This is a genomic window from Ferrimonas aestuarii, from assembly GCF_005116665.1.
GTDB lineage: Bacteria > Pseudomonadota > Gammaproteobacteria > Enterobacterales > Shewanellaceae > Ferrimonas > Ferrimonas aestuarii.
The window spans coordinates 412,594-427,479 of sequence record NZ_SWCJ01000003.1 but is presented as its reverse complement, the minus strand read 5'-3'; the positions used below and the strand labels follow the sequence as shown (position 1 = coordinate 427,479).

General features: G+C 52.1%; 14 protein-coding genes. 12 read left to right on the top strand and 2 right to left on the bottom strand.

All coding sequences use genetic code 11. From position 1 onward, the window contains the following. The first annotated feature begins 6 nt into the window (after positions 1 to 6). The 7 genes from FCL42_RS06860 to FCL42_RS06830 all read left to right on the top strand — a co-directional run bounded on the left by FCL42_RS06860 (position 7) and on the right by FCL42_RS06830 (position 8,457). The gene (locus FCL42_RS06860; RefSeq protein WP_136862649.1) at positions 7 to 1,302 is read left to right on the top strand and encodes an adenylosuccinate synthase; all 1,296 of its coding nucleotides are present in this window, start codon (positions 7 to 9) and stop codon (positions 1,300 to 1,302) included. A gap of 87 nt (positions 1,303 to 1,389) precedes the next feature. After that, a complete protein-coding gene (locus tag FCL42_RS06855; RefSeq protein ID WP_136862648.1) occupies positions 1,390 to 2,019 on the top strand; it encodes a tetratricopeptide repeat protein in 630 nt (209 codons plus the stop codon). Between the two features lie 72 nt (positions 2,020 to 2,091). Then, on the top strand, positions 2,092 to 4,602 hold the full coding sequence (gene rnr / locus FCL42_RS06850) for a ribonuclease R (protein ID WP_136862647.1): 2,511 nt from the start codon (positions 2,092 to 2,094) through the stop codon (positions 4,600 to 4,602). 3 nt (positions 4,603 to 4,605) lie between these two features. Continuing rightward, positions 4,606 to 5,343, top strand: a complete 738-nt coding sequence (gene rlmB / locus FCL42_RS06845) for a 23S rRNA (guanosine(2251)-2'-O)-methyltransferase RlmB (protein WP_136862646.1) — start codon at positions 4,606 to 4,608, stop codon at positions 5,341 to 5,343. A 402-nt stretch (positions 5,344 to 5,745) separates the two neighbouring features. Then, positions 5,746 to 6,489 carry a (Fe-S)-binding protein gene (locus FCL42_RS06840; RefSeq protein ID WP_136862645.1) on the top strand — a complete coding sequence of 248 codons (744 nt, stop codon included), beginning with the start codon at positions 5,746 to 5,748 and terminating at the stop codon, positions 6,487 to 6,489. A 10-nt stretch (positions 6,490 to 6,499) separates the two neighbouring features. Then, a complete protein-coding gene (locus tag FCL42_RS06835; RefSeq protein ID WP_136862644.1) occupies positions 6,500 to 7,885 on the top strand; it encodes a lactate utilization protein B in 1,386 nt (461 codons plus the stop codon). Continuing rightward, positions 7,885 to 8,457 (top strand): LutC/YkgG family protein, encoded by a 573-nt coding sequence (locus FCL42_RS06830; protein ID WP_136862643.1) that lies wholly within the window; start codon positions 7,885 to 7,887, stop codon positions 8,455 to 8,457. Before FCL42_RS06835 ends, FCL42_RS06830 begins: the two co-directional genes overlap by 1 nt. Positions 8,458 to 8,520: 63 nt before the next feature. On the opposite strand, the gene FCL42_RS06825 is transcribed toward FCL42_RS06830, so the two are convergent. Next, positions 8,521 to 9,261, bottom strand: coding sequence for a DUF481 domain-containing protein (locus tag FCL42_RS06825; protein WP_136862642.1), 741 nt, complete (start codon positions 9,259 to 9,261; stop codon positions 8,521 to 8,523). Positions 9,262 to 9,515: 254 nt separating this feature from the next. Between FCL42_RS06825 and rpsF the strand changes: the two genes are divergently transcribed. From rpsF to rplI, 4 genes are read left to right on the top strand one after another with little or no spacing between them, the layout of a single operon-like run. Further along, positions 9,516 to 9,917 carry a 30S ribosomal protein S6 gene (gene rpsF, locus FCL42_RS06820; RefSeq protein ID WP_136862641.1) on the top strand — a complete coding sequence of 134 codons (402 nt, stop codon included), beginning with the start codon at positions 9,516 to 9,518 and terminating at the stop codon, positions 9,915 to 9,917. Between the two features lie 8 nt (positions 9,918 to 9,925). Next, positions 9,926 to 10,234: a primosomal replication protein N gene (priB, locus tag FCL42_RS06815; protein WP_136862640.1), complete on the top strand. Its 309-nt coding sequence runs from the start codon at positions 9,926 to 9,928 to the stop codon at positions 10,232 to 10,234. 11 nt (positions 10,235 to 10,245) lie between these two features. Beyond that, positions 10,246 to 10,473: a 30S ribosomal protein S18 gene (gene rpsR, locus FCL42_RS06810; RefSeq protein WP_028109942.1), complete on the top strand. Its 228-nt coding sequence runs from the start codon at positions 10,246 to 10,248 to the stop codon at positions 10,471 to 10,473. Positions 10,474 to 10,515: 42 nt separating this feature from the next. Beyond that, positions 10,516 to 10,968, top strand: coding sequence for a 50S ribosomal protein L9 (rplI, locus tag FCL42_RS06805; RefSeq protein ID WP_136862639.1), 453 nt, complete (start codon positions 10,516 to 10,518; stop codon positions 10,966 to 10,968). Between the two features lie 209 nt (positions 10,969 to 11,177). Here rplI and FCL42_RS06800 read toward each other — a convergent pair whose 3' ends face one another. Further along, a complete protein-coding gene (locus tag FCL42_RS06800; protein ID WP_136862638.1) occupies positions 11,178 to 13,376 on the bottom strand; it encodes a S46 family peptidase in 2,199 nt (732 codons plus the stop codon). Between the two features lie 108 nt (positions 13,377 to 13,484). On the opposite strand from FCL42_RS06800, the gene dnaB reads away from it, so the two are divergent. Continuing rightward, on the top strand, positions 13,485 to 14,885 hold the full coding sequence (gene dnaB, locus FCL42_RS06795; RefSeq protein WP_136862637.1) for a replicative DNA helicase: 1,401 nt from the start codon (positions 13,485 to 13,487) through the stop codon (positions 14,883 to 14,885). The last annotated feature ends 1 nt before the right edge of the window (position 14,886 follow it).

The following is a 14,886-nucleotide window of genomic DNA, read 5'->3' as shown; positions in this document are numbered from 1 at the left end:
TCCACAATGAAAAAAAATGTTGTTGTTCTCGGTACCCAATGGGGTGACGAAGGCAAGGGTAAGGTCGTAGACCTACTCACTGATAGAGCATCCTACGTGGTTCGTTATCAAGGCGGCCACAACGCAGGCCACACCTTGGTTATCAACGGCGAAAAGACCGTACTCCACCTCATTCCATCAGGCATTCTCAGAGAAAACGTAAAGTGCATTATCGGTAATGGCGTTGTGCTGGCACCGGACGCATTGTTGCGTGAACTGACCATGCTGAAAGAGCGTGGCGTTCCGGTTGAAGAGCGTCTGCTGATCTCCGAAGCGTGTCCTTTGATTCTGCCATATCACGTGGCGGTTGATCAGGCTCGTGAAGCTGCTCGTGGCAACAAGGCCATTGGTACCACCGGTCGTGGTATTGGCCCAGCATACGAAGACAAAGTTGCTCGTCGTGCCCTGCGTGTTGGTGATCTGTTTGATGCCGAGCGTTTTGCCGAAAAACTGAAAGACGTACTGGCGTACCACAACTTCATGTTGGTTGAGTACCACAAGGCTGAGCCGGTTGATTTTGACACCGTGTATGAGCAAGCGATGGCAGTGGCCGATCTGCTGAAGTCCATGGTTGTTGATGTAACGGACCTGCTAGATAAAGCTCGTAAAGCCGGTGAGCCAATTCTGTTTGAAGGCGCTCAAGGCACCTTGCTGGACATTGACCACGGTACTTACCCATACGTGACCTCTTCCAACACCACCGCAGGTGGTGTGTCGACCGGTTCCGGTTTTGGCCCGAATCGCATCGATTATGTGTTGGGTATCATCAAAGCTTACGCCACTCGCGTTGGCGGCGGCCCATTCCCAACTGAGCTGGATGACGCCGTTGGCCAGCATCTCGGCGAAAAAGGCCACGAGTTTGGTGCCACCACAGGTCGTCAACGTCGTACTGGCTGGTTGGACATCGTGGCTATGCGTCGCGCGGTTCAAATCAACGGCATCACCGGTTTGTGCTTGACCAAACTGGACGTGCTGGACGGTCTGACAGAGCTGAAGCTGTGTACCTCCTACAAGATGGCCGATGGCCGCATTGTGGAAGTGCCGCCTCTGGCTGCTGAAGACTACGAAACCGCTGAGCCGGTTTATGAAACTCTGCCTGGTTGGACAGAGAACACCTTCGGTGTGACCGAGCATGATAAGCTGCCGAAAGCGGCCTTGGATTACATCGCTCGCATCGAAGAGTTGCTGGAAGTTCCGGTAGACATCATCTCTACTGGCCCTGACCGTAACGAAACCATGATTTTGCAAAGTCCTTTCGCCTAACTGACATTGCGAAATAAGCGGGGCCTTCGGGCCCCGTTATGCTAAGGTCAGCTTAAGTTATTCTCCGTAGTGACGATATCATTGAATATGAAGCGCCTATTATTGTTGTTGACCTCAATGCTGATGTTGGCTCCTGCGAAAGCAGAGCTGCAAGTGGTGGAGCTCTACTCTCAGGATGAGCTGCTGCAGATGATCCGTGCTAATACCCATCTGATTCAGATGAAGCGGGATGACTGCCAGTTGCTTGAAGACGTACGAGCACACGCCAAGATCTTGAAAGAACCTGCCTATCAGATGCTATGGGGCGATATGCTGATGTATGGCGTTTGCGTCGATGAAGACGTACGCCGAGGCTTTAGCTTTCTTGAGGCCGCAGGTAATGCTGGGCTGGCCGATGCCCATGAGCAGTTGGGGCGCTATTACCAACGGGGAGAGTTTACCGTTGTTAGCCCTGATAAAGCGGTGCATTTCTACAAGTTAGCCGCGGAGCAGGGACACCTGCGAGCCCAGTTTTCACTGGCCAAAATGTACATAAATGGCTTTGGAGCACCTCGAGATTATCCTCAAGCCTACCGCTGGCTCTTCGAACGGGTATATGAGTATCCCGAGCTGAAACAGGAAGCGGACCAGTTATTGGCTCAACTGAGTCAAAAAATTCCAGGTGGTGTTGTGGAATCCATCCAAGCCGACCGTAAATTTCAGGATGAGTATCGCTAATCCAGAGTCAAACTAGACTCTCCATCGGCAACAGCCATACTTATCCCTCTATCTAAATTGAGTAAATCATCATTGACTAATCACGATCCCAATTATCAGCGCGAAGCTGAAAAGTACGACAACCCGATCCCAAGCCGCGAATACTTATTGACCTTAATCGGCGAAGGGCGAGGCCTAATTGGCCGCGACGAATTGGCTGCCCAGTTGGGCCTGGAGGGCGATCAGTACATCGCCCTAATGCGGCGGTTGCGTGCGATGGAGCGTGATGGACAACTGGTGTATACCCGCAAAGGCCGTTACGGCATCCCCGATAAGATGGATCTGTTGACTGGCGTGGTATTGGGGCACCGAGATGGCTTCGGCTTTTTCCGTCCCGATGACGGTGGCAAAGACCTGTTTTTGACCGAACGCACCATGCAAAGTGTGCTTCACGGTGATCGGGTGATGGCGCAAGGGGATCGCATGGATCGCCGTGGTCGTCAGGAAGCTCGCATTGTTCGGGTGTTGGAACCGCGTTCGGCTTCCATTGTTGGCCGCTTTTTTACTGAAGATGGCATCGGCTTTGTGGTGCCAGATGACCGCCGCTTAAGCCAAGATATTTTGATTCACCCAGAAGACCGTTTAGGGGCTCGCCTTGGTCAGGTGGTGAATGTGGAGTTGGTTCAGCGCCCGGGTCGCCATACCCATGCCCGCGGCCGAGTCACTGAAGTGTTGGGGGATGAACTGGATCCTGGCATGGAGATCGAAATTGCGCTGCGCAATCACGACCTGCCTCACCAGTTCCCAGAAGCGGTACTCAAGCAAGCAAAGCACATTGACGACGAGGTCAGTGAGCAGGATAAAGCCGACCGTGTTGATCTGCGCCACCTGCCATTGGTGACCATTGATGGCGAGGATGCTCGCGATTTTGACGATGCGGTTTACTGTGAGAAGAAGCGCAGTGGTGGTTGGCGCCTTTGGGTGGCCATTGCCGATGTGAGCCACTATGTGCGCCCCGGCTCGCCACTGAATGACGAAGCCCTGAAGCGTGGTAACTCAGTGTATTTCCCGGCACAGGTGATTCCGATGCTGCCGGAGAAGCTCTCTAATGGCCTGTGCTCATTGAATCCCAATGTGGATCGCCTGTGCATGGTGTGTGAGATGACCATCTCCGCCGCAGGTAAGCTGTCCGGGTATAAGTTCTATCCGGCGGTAATGCACTCCCACGCGCGTTTGACCTACACCAAGGTGGCGGCGATGCTCGATGGTGATGAGCGCCTGATTGAGCGTTATCAGCAGGTGTTCCCGCATCTGGTTGAGCTGAACAAATTATACATGGCACTGGACGAGGCCCGCGTAGAGCGTGGCGCTTTGGTGCTGGAAACCACCGAGACTCAGTTCATCTTTAACTCCCAGCGCCGCATCGAGCAGATCGTGCCTCGAGAGCGCAATGTGGCTCACAAGATGATCGAAGAGTGTATGATTTTGGCTAACGTGGCATCGGCTAAGTTTGTTAAAAAGCACAAAGGTGAAGTGCTATACCGGGTGCATGAAGGCCCAGGTGAGTCCAAGCTTAAGAGCTTGCGTGATTTCTTAGGCCAGCAAGGGTTGTCACTCGGAGGTGGCGAAGAGCCCACTCCCAAAGACATTGCCAAGCTGTTGTCGAGCTTGAGCGGTCGCGCCGATGCGGAATTGGTAACCACCATGGTACTGCGCTCCATGAAGCAGGCGGTGTATAGCCCGGATGATGAAGGCCACTTTGGCTTGGCGCTTCAAGGCTACAGCCACTTTACCTCACCGATTCGACGTTATCCGGATCTGGTGCTGCACCGAGTGATCCGCGGCCTGCTGCAAAAGCAAGGTGAGTCGAGCCTGCTTAAGAAGGTCGCCAACAAGGTAACCGGCAAGTCACCGGTGGTGGATGAGTCTGCGCTTATCTACACCACCGAGGAGCTGGTGGAGCTTGGCGAGCACACGTCGATGACGGAGCGCCGCGCCGATGATGCCACTCGAGATGTGTCCGATTGGCTTAAGTGCGAGTTCATGCAGGATCACGTCGGCGACACCTTCGATGCGGTGATTAGTGGCGTGACCAGCTTCGGCCTGTTTGTACGCCTGAATGACTACCACATCGATGGTTTGGTACATATCTCCAGTTTAGAGAACGATTACTTCCACTTTGATGCCACCCGCCAAGGTTTGTATGGCGAGCACAGTGGTCGTCGCTATCGCTTGGGCGACGCGGTGCAGGTTAAAGTGCTGTCGGTGAAGCTGGATGACCGCCAGATCGATCTGGGTATCGTCCAAGAGGGCGGTGCGGGCAAAAAGATGAAAGCCAAGATCAAAGCCAGCCAAAAGGCGGCGAAATCAAAAGGCCAAGCTCGAGGTAAGTCCCGAGGGCAAGCGCGAGATGGCGATGAGCGTAGCGATTCCAGTCCTCGTAAGAGCGGGCCTTATAAAGCCAAAAGCTCCCGTTCTAAGGGCGGCAGTGGCAAAAAAGGCTCTGCAAAGCCGAAAAATAGCGGCCGTAAGCCAAAAGGAGCTTCGGCCAACAAACAGAGTGACACCCGCTCCCAGGCGGGAAAATCCAAAAAGCGGAAATAGAACATGAAACAAGAGATGGTGTTTGGGTTGCACGCCGTAGAGGCGTTACTGCAATCGGAACCTGAACGAGTAAAATCCATTTGGCTTTTGAAAGGCCGTGATGACGATCGTTTGCAGCGTATTCATCAGCTGGCGATGCAAAATGGCATCAGCTGTCAGCCTGCGGCTCGTAAGGCGTTGGATGACAAGGCGGGGTCGCCTCAGCATCAAGGTGTGGTGGCAGCAGCCAAAGCGGCGCCAGTAAAGGGCGAGGCGGAGCTGGATGCGCTTCTAGATAACACTGAGCAGCCACTGCTACTGATCCTAGATGGCGTTACCGATCCCCATAATTTAGGCGCTTGCTTGCGTAGCGCTGACGCCACCGGCGTTCATGGCGTGATTGTGCCACGTGATCGCAGCGCCAGTTTGGGCCCTGTGGTACGTAAAGTGGCTGTGGGCGCGGCGGAAAATGTGCCACTGTTTCAGGTGACCAACTTGGCTCGCACCATGCGTGAACTGCAACAGCGTGGTATCTGGATTGTGGGCACCGCCGGCGAAGCGGATCACGATCTGTATCAGGCAAAATTGACCGGGCCCTTAGCTCTGTGCATGGGGGCAGAAGGCAAAGGGATGCGTCGTTTAACTCGTGAGCATTGTGATGAATTGATCTCCATCCCAATGGCCGGGGTTGTGACCAGTCTTAACGTTTCGGTAGCAACTGGCGTGTGCCTGTTCGAGGCTGTTCGACAACGTCGAAATTAGTGTTTTAAAGTCAGTCACTTACTGACTGCGACATTTTGACAAAGGAAACCGCATGGCAAATGCGGTTTTTTTTCGTCTCTACATTGGGAATTGAGAGCTGGTTCACGTATTTAGCAAATAGAGCGGCAATCGAATGTAACTCACAGGTGCTTGCGATGTTGCCAAAATGTTGAGCGCCAAAAATATTGGTCTTACCAATTTAGGTTTGTGTTATTTTTTGGTTGTGCAAATGATCTTTACAGGTAACCAATGAGACTGGCTCGCAACAGCAAAATTGCAATTAACACAAATTTCACAATTTTCACCTGAGGGCTGTTTGTGACCCAGATCTCTTGGGGGCAGAGCCGTACCGTACTATCTTCGCCACAATTATTACAAACCTTGAACCCTGGCGGAGAAGTGATGAAAATTGCCCTGTTCACCCCATGCTTGGTCAACCAAATGACCCCAGAAGTAGGCATTGCTACTGTGGAGTTGTTGGAGAAACTGGGTCACGAAGTGGTACTGCCGAAAGGCCAAACTTGCTGCGGTCAACCAATGACCAACTCTGGTTGTTATGACGACGCAAAAAAGACCACTCTGAAACTGCTGAACGCCTTTAAAGGCGTTGAGTGTGATTACATCGTCTGTCCTGCTGCATCTTGCATGATTGCCGCCAAGGAGAACTTTCACGAGTTTGATTGCTCCCCAGAAGCCACCGAAGTTATTGGTAAGCTGAAGGAGCTGACTGAGTTTCTGTTTGATATCCACCAACTGACTGAGTTTAAACATCCTTTCCCGCGCAAAATCTCGCTGCAGATGTCCTGTCACGGCATCCGCATGTTGGATTTAGCCACCCCTTCCGAAACCATGGGCCAAGGCTACAACAAGGTGGAAGCCTTGCTGTCTCGTATCGAAGGCATTGATATCTGTTACCCAGAGCGTCGCGACGAATGTTGCGGCTTTGGTGGCACCTTCTCCATGGACGAGGGCGCAGTGTCAGGAAAGATGGGCAAAGACAAAGCTCAAGCCCATGCGGATACCGGTGCCGCCTACGTGGTTGGCTTCGATCCATCCTGCCTACTGCACCTTGATGGGGTGATTCGTCGTCAAGGGCACTTGATTAAAACCATGCACATTGCGCAGCTGCTCAATAAAGTTTTGTAAGGAGACGAAAATGGCATTACTTAACGGTGTTGAAACGCACGCAAGCGCTGCAGCGAAGTTCAACCTAGATGAAGAACGAGTCAATTGGCACGATAAAGCGCTTTGGACTCTGCGTTATAAGCGGGACTTGGCGGCGGCTTCCTTGCCAGAATGGGAGCAACTGAAGAACCTTGGTTCTGAGATCAAACTGCACACCCTGTCTAACCTTAGCCACTACCTGCAGGAGTTTGAAGACAACTGTAAGAAAAATGGCATCGTCGTTCACTGGGCCAAAGACGGCGAAGAGCATAACCAGATTGTTCACTCGCTGCTACAAAAGCACCAAGTGAAGTTGCTGGTGAAATCCAAATCGATGCTGACCGAAGAGTGTCACCTGAACCCATACCTGGAAGAGCGTGGCATTGAGGTGATCGATACCGATCTGGGTGAGCGCATCATTCAGCTACGTAAAGAGCCGCCTTCGCACATTGTGGTACCGGCTATCCACTTGAAAAAAGAGGAAGTGGGTGAGCTGTTTCATGAGCACTTAGGCTCAGAGAAGGGCGCTTCATGTCCTACCTACCTGACCAAACAGGCTCGTGCTCACCTGCGTGAAAAATTCCTGACGGCAGATGCGGCGCTTACTGGCGTCAACATGGGCATCGCTTCTGAAGGGGCGGTGATGATCTGCACCAACGAAGGTAATGCTGACATGGGCGTTAACCTGCCTAAGCTGCAGATTCACTCCATGGGCATCGACAAAATTGTGCCGAATATGGATGCGGTTGGGGTACTGACGCGAATGTTGGCGCGTAACGCCACCGGACAGCCTGCAACCACTTACTCCACCATGTATAAAGGCCCGAAACAGGGCGGTGAGATGCACATTGTTCTGGTGGACAATGGCCGCACAGAGCTGTTCCAGGATGAGTTGATTGGTGAAGCCTACAAATGCATTCGCTGTGGTGGCTGTCTCAATACTTGCCCGGTATACCGTCGCTCCTCAGGTCACTCCTACAACGCGTTGATTCCGGGCCCGATTGGTATCGCGGTTTCCGCGGGGCAGGATGAGACTCACTCTCTGGCTTGGGCCTGCACTCTGTGTGGTTCCTGTACCAAGGTATGCCCAACTAAGGTGCCTTTGGATGCCATTATCGCCAAGTGGCGTCGTCTGCATGCAGATAAGAAAACCCTGCCTTATGGTAAGAAGAGCTACATGCCATACGTGGGTTCACTGATGGCCAACGAACCCATGCTGAACATGGGCGGCAAGGCGGCTCGAATTGCACTGAAAATCCTACCAGGTGCCGTAATGAAGCCATTTGCCGGCGCGTGGGGGCAGCACCGAGAGTTGCCTGAAGTCACTCAGGTTCAGTCTTTTGAGGCGTGGTTTAAGAAGAATAGGGAGAGCAAGTAATGTCGAGCCGTAACGAGATTTTCGCAGCACTGGAAAAGGTTAATCTGCCACAGGTAGCCATGCCTAAAATTGATGTTGAGTCCGCGCCCCACGATTTGGTGGAGCACTATGGTGAGATGCTCGCCAAGGTGGGTGGCACATTGATTAAAGTAAGCAGCTTGGATGAAGTGCAAGCCTATCTGGATAAGCAGATGGCGGACAATCAACAAGTGCTGACCATGGTTGATGGCGTTCAGGGCAACCGACAATTGAACGAAGTCGCCCATGAACTGGCCGATATCGATTTGGCGTTGGTGAAGGCCGAGTTTGTGGTGGCTGAGAATGGCGCGGCCTTTGTACGTAGCACCTCAACGGGTCACCGTGTCTTGCCATTTATTGCAGAGAATCTCGCTGCAGTAGTGAGCTGTGAAGACGTATTGCCAACCATGCATCAAGCGGCAATTCAGGCTGAGGTGCAATCTGGAGAGCTGGGCTCTTTCATTGCCGGTCCATCGAAAACCGCCGACATTGAGCAAGCCCTCGTTGTGGGTGCTCATGGAGCCTGTTCCATGACGGTATTCATGCTGGGTTAATCTTCGCCCCGCTTCGAATGAAACAACAAGCCCGAGCCATTGCTCGGGCTTCTTTATATAAGGCTAAAACTTATAGAGCAGATTGACGGTGGAGATGATGTCGGTCTGCTCGGTGCTCTCGGGAACCTTGTCGGTGTATTCGACATCGATGCCGATTTTAAGGGCCAGATTGGCCCAGAGATGGTTTCGCAATGAAGCCTTTAAGGTAGCGATGGTATTGCGGTTGCCGCTCTCTACCGCGCCATCAAGATTGAAGGTGGTGTATTCGTGCAGGCGCTGTTCAAACTTACTTGCCATACGCACAATGCCTTCATCTTTGGCACTTTGGCTCTCTTCGGTACTGTCATCGGTGTTGGGTTTGTTGTAACGATAACCGGCACCCACTTCCAATGACAGTTTGGTGTGTCGACGATCGATAGGGGAGTAACCGTAACCGAAAGAGTAACTTTGCTTCTGGGTAAAGGAACCAAATCGGTCCCAGTTGAGCTCACCACGGCCGTAGATGTATTGGCTGCCTACAAGGTCATAATCCAGCTGATACTGGACGGCATACTGTTCGGCGGTAGTGTCTTTGCTGTCTGAAGCAAAATAGGCTTTTAACACCGTCTCATGGTGATACTTGCTGACGTCGTAATTCAACTTGCTGCGGCTGTTGAAGTTACTGGAGTCGGTGTTACCTGAGGTGTATTGCATGCCAAGTTCAATTTCGGCATTAAAGGGGTCTTCCGGCTCGGTGTAATTCGGCGGGACCAAAGCCATGGCTGGGCTCGATATCAATAAGGCAATAAGGGCTAAGCGCTGCATGGCATCTACTTCATTTTGGTTAGTTTTGGTTTTGTTTTTGTTTCTCGGCAGAGTCTAATTACCGTGCCTTGCAATTCTACCCAGCCACTAGGGACAGTGCTACCTTTAAAATCCTGATTAAAGCGCTACTGTTCGCTTGCTCCGGCTAGGGGTTTCCGGTAATATGCGTCGGCTAATCAGCCAAAACCCTTTTTGTTCCTTGCCTCCAGGTATGGCTGAGCCTGATAGAGGCTGAATAACCGTAAGGATCAATAATGCGTCATTACGAAATCGTATTTATGGTTCACCCTGATCAGAGTGAACAAGTTCCAGGTATGATCGAGCGTTACACAGCTACCATCACTAAAGATGGCGGTTCTGTAAGCCGTTTGGAAGACTGGGGCCGCCGTCAACTGGCATACCCAATTGAGAAGCTGCACAAAGCTCACTACGTTCTGGTTAACGCTGAAGCCTCTGCTGAAGCCATCGAAGAGCTGGAAACCAACTTCCGCTTCAACGATGCTGTTATCCGTAGCATGGTAATCCGTACCAAAGGTGCTGTTACCGAGCCATCTCCAATGGCTAAAGCTAAAGAAGAGCGTCGCGAGCGCGAAGAGCGTCGCGATGACCGTCGTGAAGCTAAGCCAGCTGCTGCTGAGGAAGCCAGCGCCGAATAAGGTTTTGTGTGAACACTAACCGCCTTGTGCTTTCAGGCACTGTCCTGAGGCCACCGAAAAAAGCTACTGGAATTAACGGAATCCCTCACGGGTATTTCATTTTGGAGCATCGCTCCATGCAACAGGAAGCTGGGCTTAATCGTCCTGTTTACTGTCGGATTCAAGTGGTGGTAAGCGGTCAGCAATCACAACCTTTATTGGACAATCTGGATTCCGGTCATGCAATTCAAGTTGCGGGGTTTCTCGCATGGCAACAAGGCCGAAATGGTCAAAGCCGATTGATTTTGCATGCTGACTCAATTGAACCTATTTCATAGGAGATGCCCACATGGCACGTTATTTTCGTCGTCGTAAATTCTGCCGTTTCACTGCAGACGGTGTTACTGAGATTGACTACAAAGACGTAGCAACTCTGAAAAACTACGTTACCGAAAGCGGTAAAATCGTACCGAGCCGTATCACTGGCACCAGCGCTAAGTACCAGCGTCAGCTGGCTCGCGCTATCAAGCGTGCTCGTTACCTGGCTCTGCTGCCATACACTGACCTGCAAGGTTAAGTTTAGGCATTAGGTTAACCCTTTTAAGTAGAGGAAAAGGTAATGGAAGTTATTCTGTTAGATAAGATCGCCAAACTGGGCGGTTTGGGTGACAAAGTAAGCGTTAAGTCTGGTTACGCTCGTAACTACCTGCTGCCTCAAGGCAAAGCAGTATTCGCTAACGCTGCTAACATCGCTGAATTTGAAGCTCGTCGCGCTGAACTGGAAAAGAACATCGCTGACAAGCTGGCTGCTGCACAAGCTCGCGCTGACAAACTGACTGCTCTAGAAGGCGTAGAAATCGCTTCTAAAGCTGGTGACGAAGGCAAGCTGTTCGGTTCTATCGGTACTCGTGACATCGCTGACGCAATCACTGCGGCTGGCGTTGAAGTTGCTAAGTCTGAAGTTCGTCTGTCTGAAGGCGCTCTGCGCAACACTGGCGAGTTCGACATCGTTGTTGCTCTGCACACCGAAGTAACCGCTACCGTTAAGCTGACCATCGTTGCTGGTGAGTAATCACTAAGCTAGCGATTGTTGCTTAGCTCCGGGAAACCGGAATGAAAACACCGCCTAAGGGCGGTGTTTTTTTATGCCTGAAATTTGATGCTTAGCTTGATGCCAACCGGAATCAATATCTGCTCACTAATGAGCAGGTCATTAGTGAGATTGGCATAAAAAAGAGCTGCCGAAGCAGCTCTGAAATGGCGTTGGTCAACTGAGTTCGGTTATTTCACCAGCTCCAGTTCTTTCAGCAAGTTGTCGGCATTATCCACGTTTTCCATCATCCACAGGATGTAACGGAAGTCCACGTGTACCGCGCGGGTGATCTCTGGGTTGAAGTACCAATCTTTGGTGATCGACTCATAGGTGGAGTCGAAATTCAGCCCCACCAGCTCGCCTTTGCCATTTAGGATTGGTGAGCCGGAGTTGCCCCCAGTGGTATCGACACTAGAGAGGAAGTTTACCGGTACCGAGTTGAAGCTCGGTTTATTGGCATTGGCGCACGGTAAGATGCTGCAGTACCAAGACTGGTTGTCACTCACCAAGCTCTCTTGGGCAAAGCTGCCGTAACGTTTATCGCTGATGGCGGCAAGTACGTCATCGGGCGCCTTGAATGGGAAGGTGCCAGTGTGTTTCTCAGCAATGCCTTCCAGGCGAGTAAATGGCTGCTTATACAGAGCATCGGCCGCTTGATAGCCATCCACCACACCGTAGCTGATGCGCAGGGTGCCGTTGGCATCTGGGTAGACCGGTTGCTTACGGCTGTCGTACCAATCCAGCAGTGCGGTCATCACTTTAGGTCTAACCGCAGTGATTTCGCCGGCCAGAGTTTGGCTCTCTTTTCTGGCGGCTTCGTTGGCGTCAAACAGCGCAACCGCCATCTTGATGAACGGATCGTCACTGGCTTTGAACTCTTCAACTGACTTACCCATCCAGTCGATGCGGGTTTGGGCATCGGTCAGGCCGGTGTTGTCGTAGGCCTGCTCTAGAACTAACTCCGCGAGCACTTTATCCAGAGCCTCGGTTTTATGCTCTTGGGTTTTGTAGGCGTCGATGTCCAGCTCCCATAGGGCTCTGTCCATCTTGGCATCAAAGCTGCGAGACAAGCGGTTCAGGCGCGCTTCCAACATCTTCATGTCACGCTCTTGGTAGCCTTGCTCACGCTTGGCATCCGGCTTAGTGCGTTCGTTGGCCAGCTTGTACAAACGGTTGGCGGTATTGAGCAGCGCGCTGGATTGAGCGTTATGGAAATAAAACACCCGTTGACGGTAGTTACGCTGTTCCGCAAGACGTTGCTCCAGTTGTGCAAAGTCCGCCAGTGCCGCTTGATGACTTGCGTCTTTTTTCAGCCAGTCTTGGAATGCGCTTTGTTGTTCGCCCTTAATGGCTGGGATATCCGTTTTACGGAAACCGTCGAGTAAGCCGTTAAGCTTTTTCATCCGGTTAGCCAGACCAGCTTTGGTGCCCGCATAGGCGATCTTGATGGCTTTATCTTGCGCACTGTATTGATCGATGAGATCAATATGATGCTGATAGCGAGCCGCTTGAACTGGATATTGCCAGTCGCTGGCAAACTCTAACTCGCTGAGGAGCTTGTGACGGCTAGTTCGGCCTGGATAACCAGCAACCAAAACGCCATCTCCTTGTTTAACACCGGCGGCGTTAACTTTCAGGTAGCTCTTTGGCTGATAAGGAACGTTGTCTTCACTGTAGGCTGCAGGTGAACCATCTGGGGCCACATAGGCACGCAGGAAGGTGAAGTCGCCACTGTGGCGTGGGTATTCGAAGTTATCGATGTCGCCACCATAGGAGCCCACACTTTCTGGCGGTGCGTAGACCAGACGGACGTCGCGAATCATCAATTGACGTAGCAGGTAGTATTTCTTACCGCCGTGGAAGCTGCGAACGTGGCAACGGTAGTTGTCGTCTGCTTCGCAGGCTTTCAGCAAGGCTTTGCGATTATCCTGAATCTGATGGTAACGGGCGTAGCCGTCCATCTCATCGGTCACACCGGCATACACTTGATCCGTTACGTCTTCGATCTTGTCGGTAATGTACAGGCGCTCATTGGGGCCGGCGGAGGGTTCTTCGTCCAGAGTAGAGGCCAAGAAGCCTTCTTCTAGGTAGTTATGTTGTTCATTACTGTTGTACTGAATGCCACGGTAAGCGCAGTGGTGGTTGGTCACGACTAGTCCATTCGGTGAAACGAAAGAGGCGGTACAATAGCCCAGTCCCACAACTGCATTCATTGGGTATTGGGTTAGATCGGCGAGCTGTTCTGCGGGCAGTTCGATGCCAGCACGCTCCAGTTCACCGCTGAGTTCAGGCATCTGCATCGGCAGCCACTGGCCTTCATTGGCGTGGCTAGACAGCGCCAAGCCTAGGGCAAGGGCCGATAAGGAAAAAGAAACTTTGGATGGCATGGAAGATCCCTTTATTATTATCTATTCCGTTTGGGCTTGTGAATGTCATAATCGCCCAAAGCGCACCAAATAGTATCAATTTAATCCAGTGAGTGTAACGGGTTTAACATGGCAGAAACGCGGCGTCGCGATGACAATCAGCCCAAAAGTGTGGATCAGCTGAAAGTCCCTCCCCATTCTTTAGAAGCAGAACAGTCGGTATTGGGCGGTTTGATGCTCAACAACGATGTGTTTGATCAAGTTGCTGAGCGGGTGGTGAAAGACGATTTTTACAGCCGTAGTCACCAGTATATCTTCGCTGCGATGTCGCAGTTGTTGGAAGCAGGGCACCCGCTGGACTTGGTAACGGTCTCCGAAGAGCTGAATCGTCAAGGTGAGCTGGAGAACATCGGTGGCATTGCCTACCTGTCTGACATTTCAAGAAACACGCCCAGTGTGGCCAACATTGTGGCCTACTCAGAGATCGTTCGAGAGCGGGCAGTTGTCCGTGAGATGATCAAGGTGGCCAATGAGATTGCGGATGCCGGTTTTAACCCCGATGGCCGCGACTCTGGTGCTTTGCTGGACTTGGCCGAGACCAAAGTCTTTAAGATTGCCGAAAGCCGAGCCAACGCCAACGAGGGTCCGGAGAACATTAAGTCAATCTTGGAGAAAACCGTTGATAAGATTGAGGAGCTGTACGCCAACCCTCATAACGGGGTGACTGGGGTGTCCAGTGGTTTCTCTGATCTGGATAAGATGACCGCAGGTTTCCAGCCATCGGATCTGATCATTGTGGCGGCACGTCCGTCCATGGGTAAAACCACCTTCGCCATGAACTTGTGCGAAGCGGCGGCAATGAATGAAGATAAGCCGGTGTTGATCTTCTCATTGGAGATGCCGTCAGAGCAGATCATGATGCGTATGTTGGCCTCCCTCGGTCGTGTGGATCAGACCAAGATCCGTACCGGTCAGCTTAACGATGAGGACTGGGCTCGAGTTTCCAGCACCATGGGGCTGATGATGGAGCAGGGCAAGATGTACATCGATGATGGCTCGGGCCTCACGCCAACGGATGTGCGCTCTCGTGCTCGCCGTGTTGCTCGGGAGTATGGCGGTCTGTCCATGATCATGGTCGACTACCTGCAGCTGATGCAGGTTCCGGCGCTGTCGGATAACCGAACTTTGGAAATTGCCGAAATTTCGCGCTCGTTGAAGGCGCTTGCTAAAGAGCTTCAGGTGCCAGTGATTGCCCTGTCTCAGCTTAACCGCTCCTTGGAGCAACGAGCCGATAAGCGCCCGGTGAACTCGGATTTGCGTGAATCGGGTTCCATTGAGCAGGACGCCGATTTGATCATGTTTATTTACCGAGATGAGGTATACCATCCGGAGACCGCCGAGAAGGGCACGGCCGAAATCATCATCGGTAAACAACGTAACGGCCCAATCGGCAAGGTGCCGCTGACCTTCCAAGGTATGTTCTCTCGCTTTGACAACTATGCCGGCGGTGGCTTCGAGTACGACGAATAAG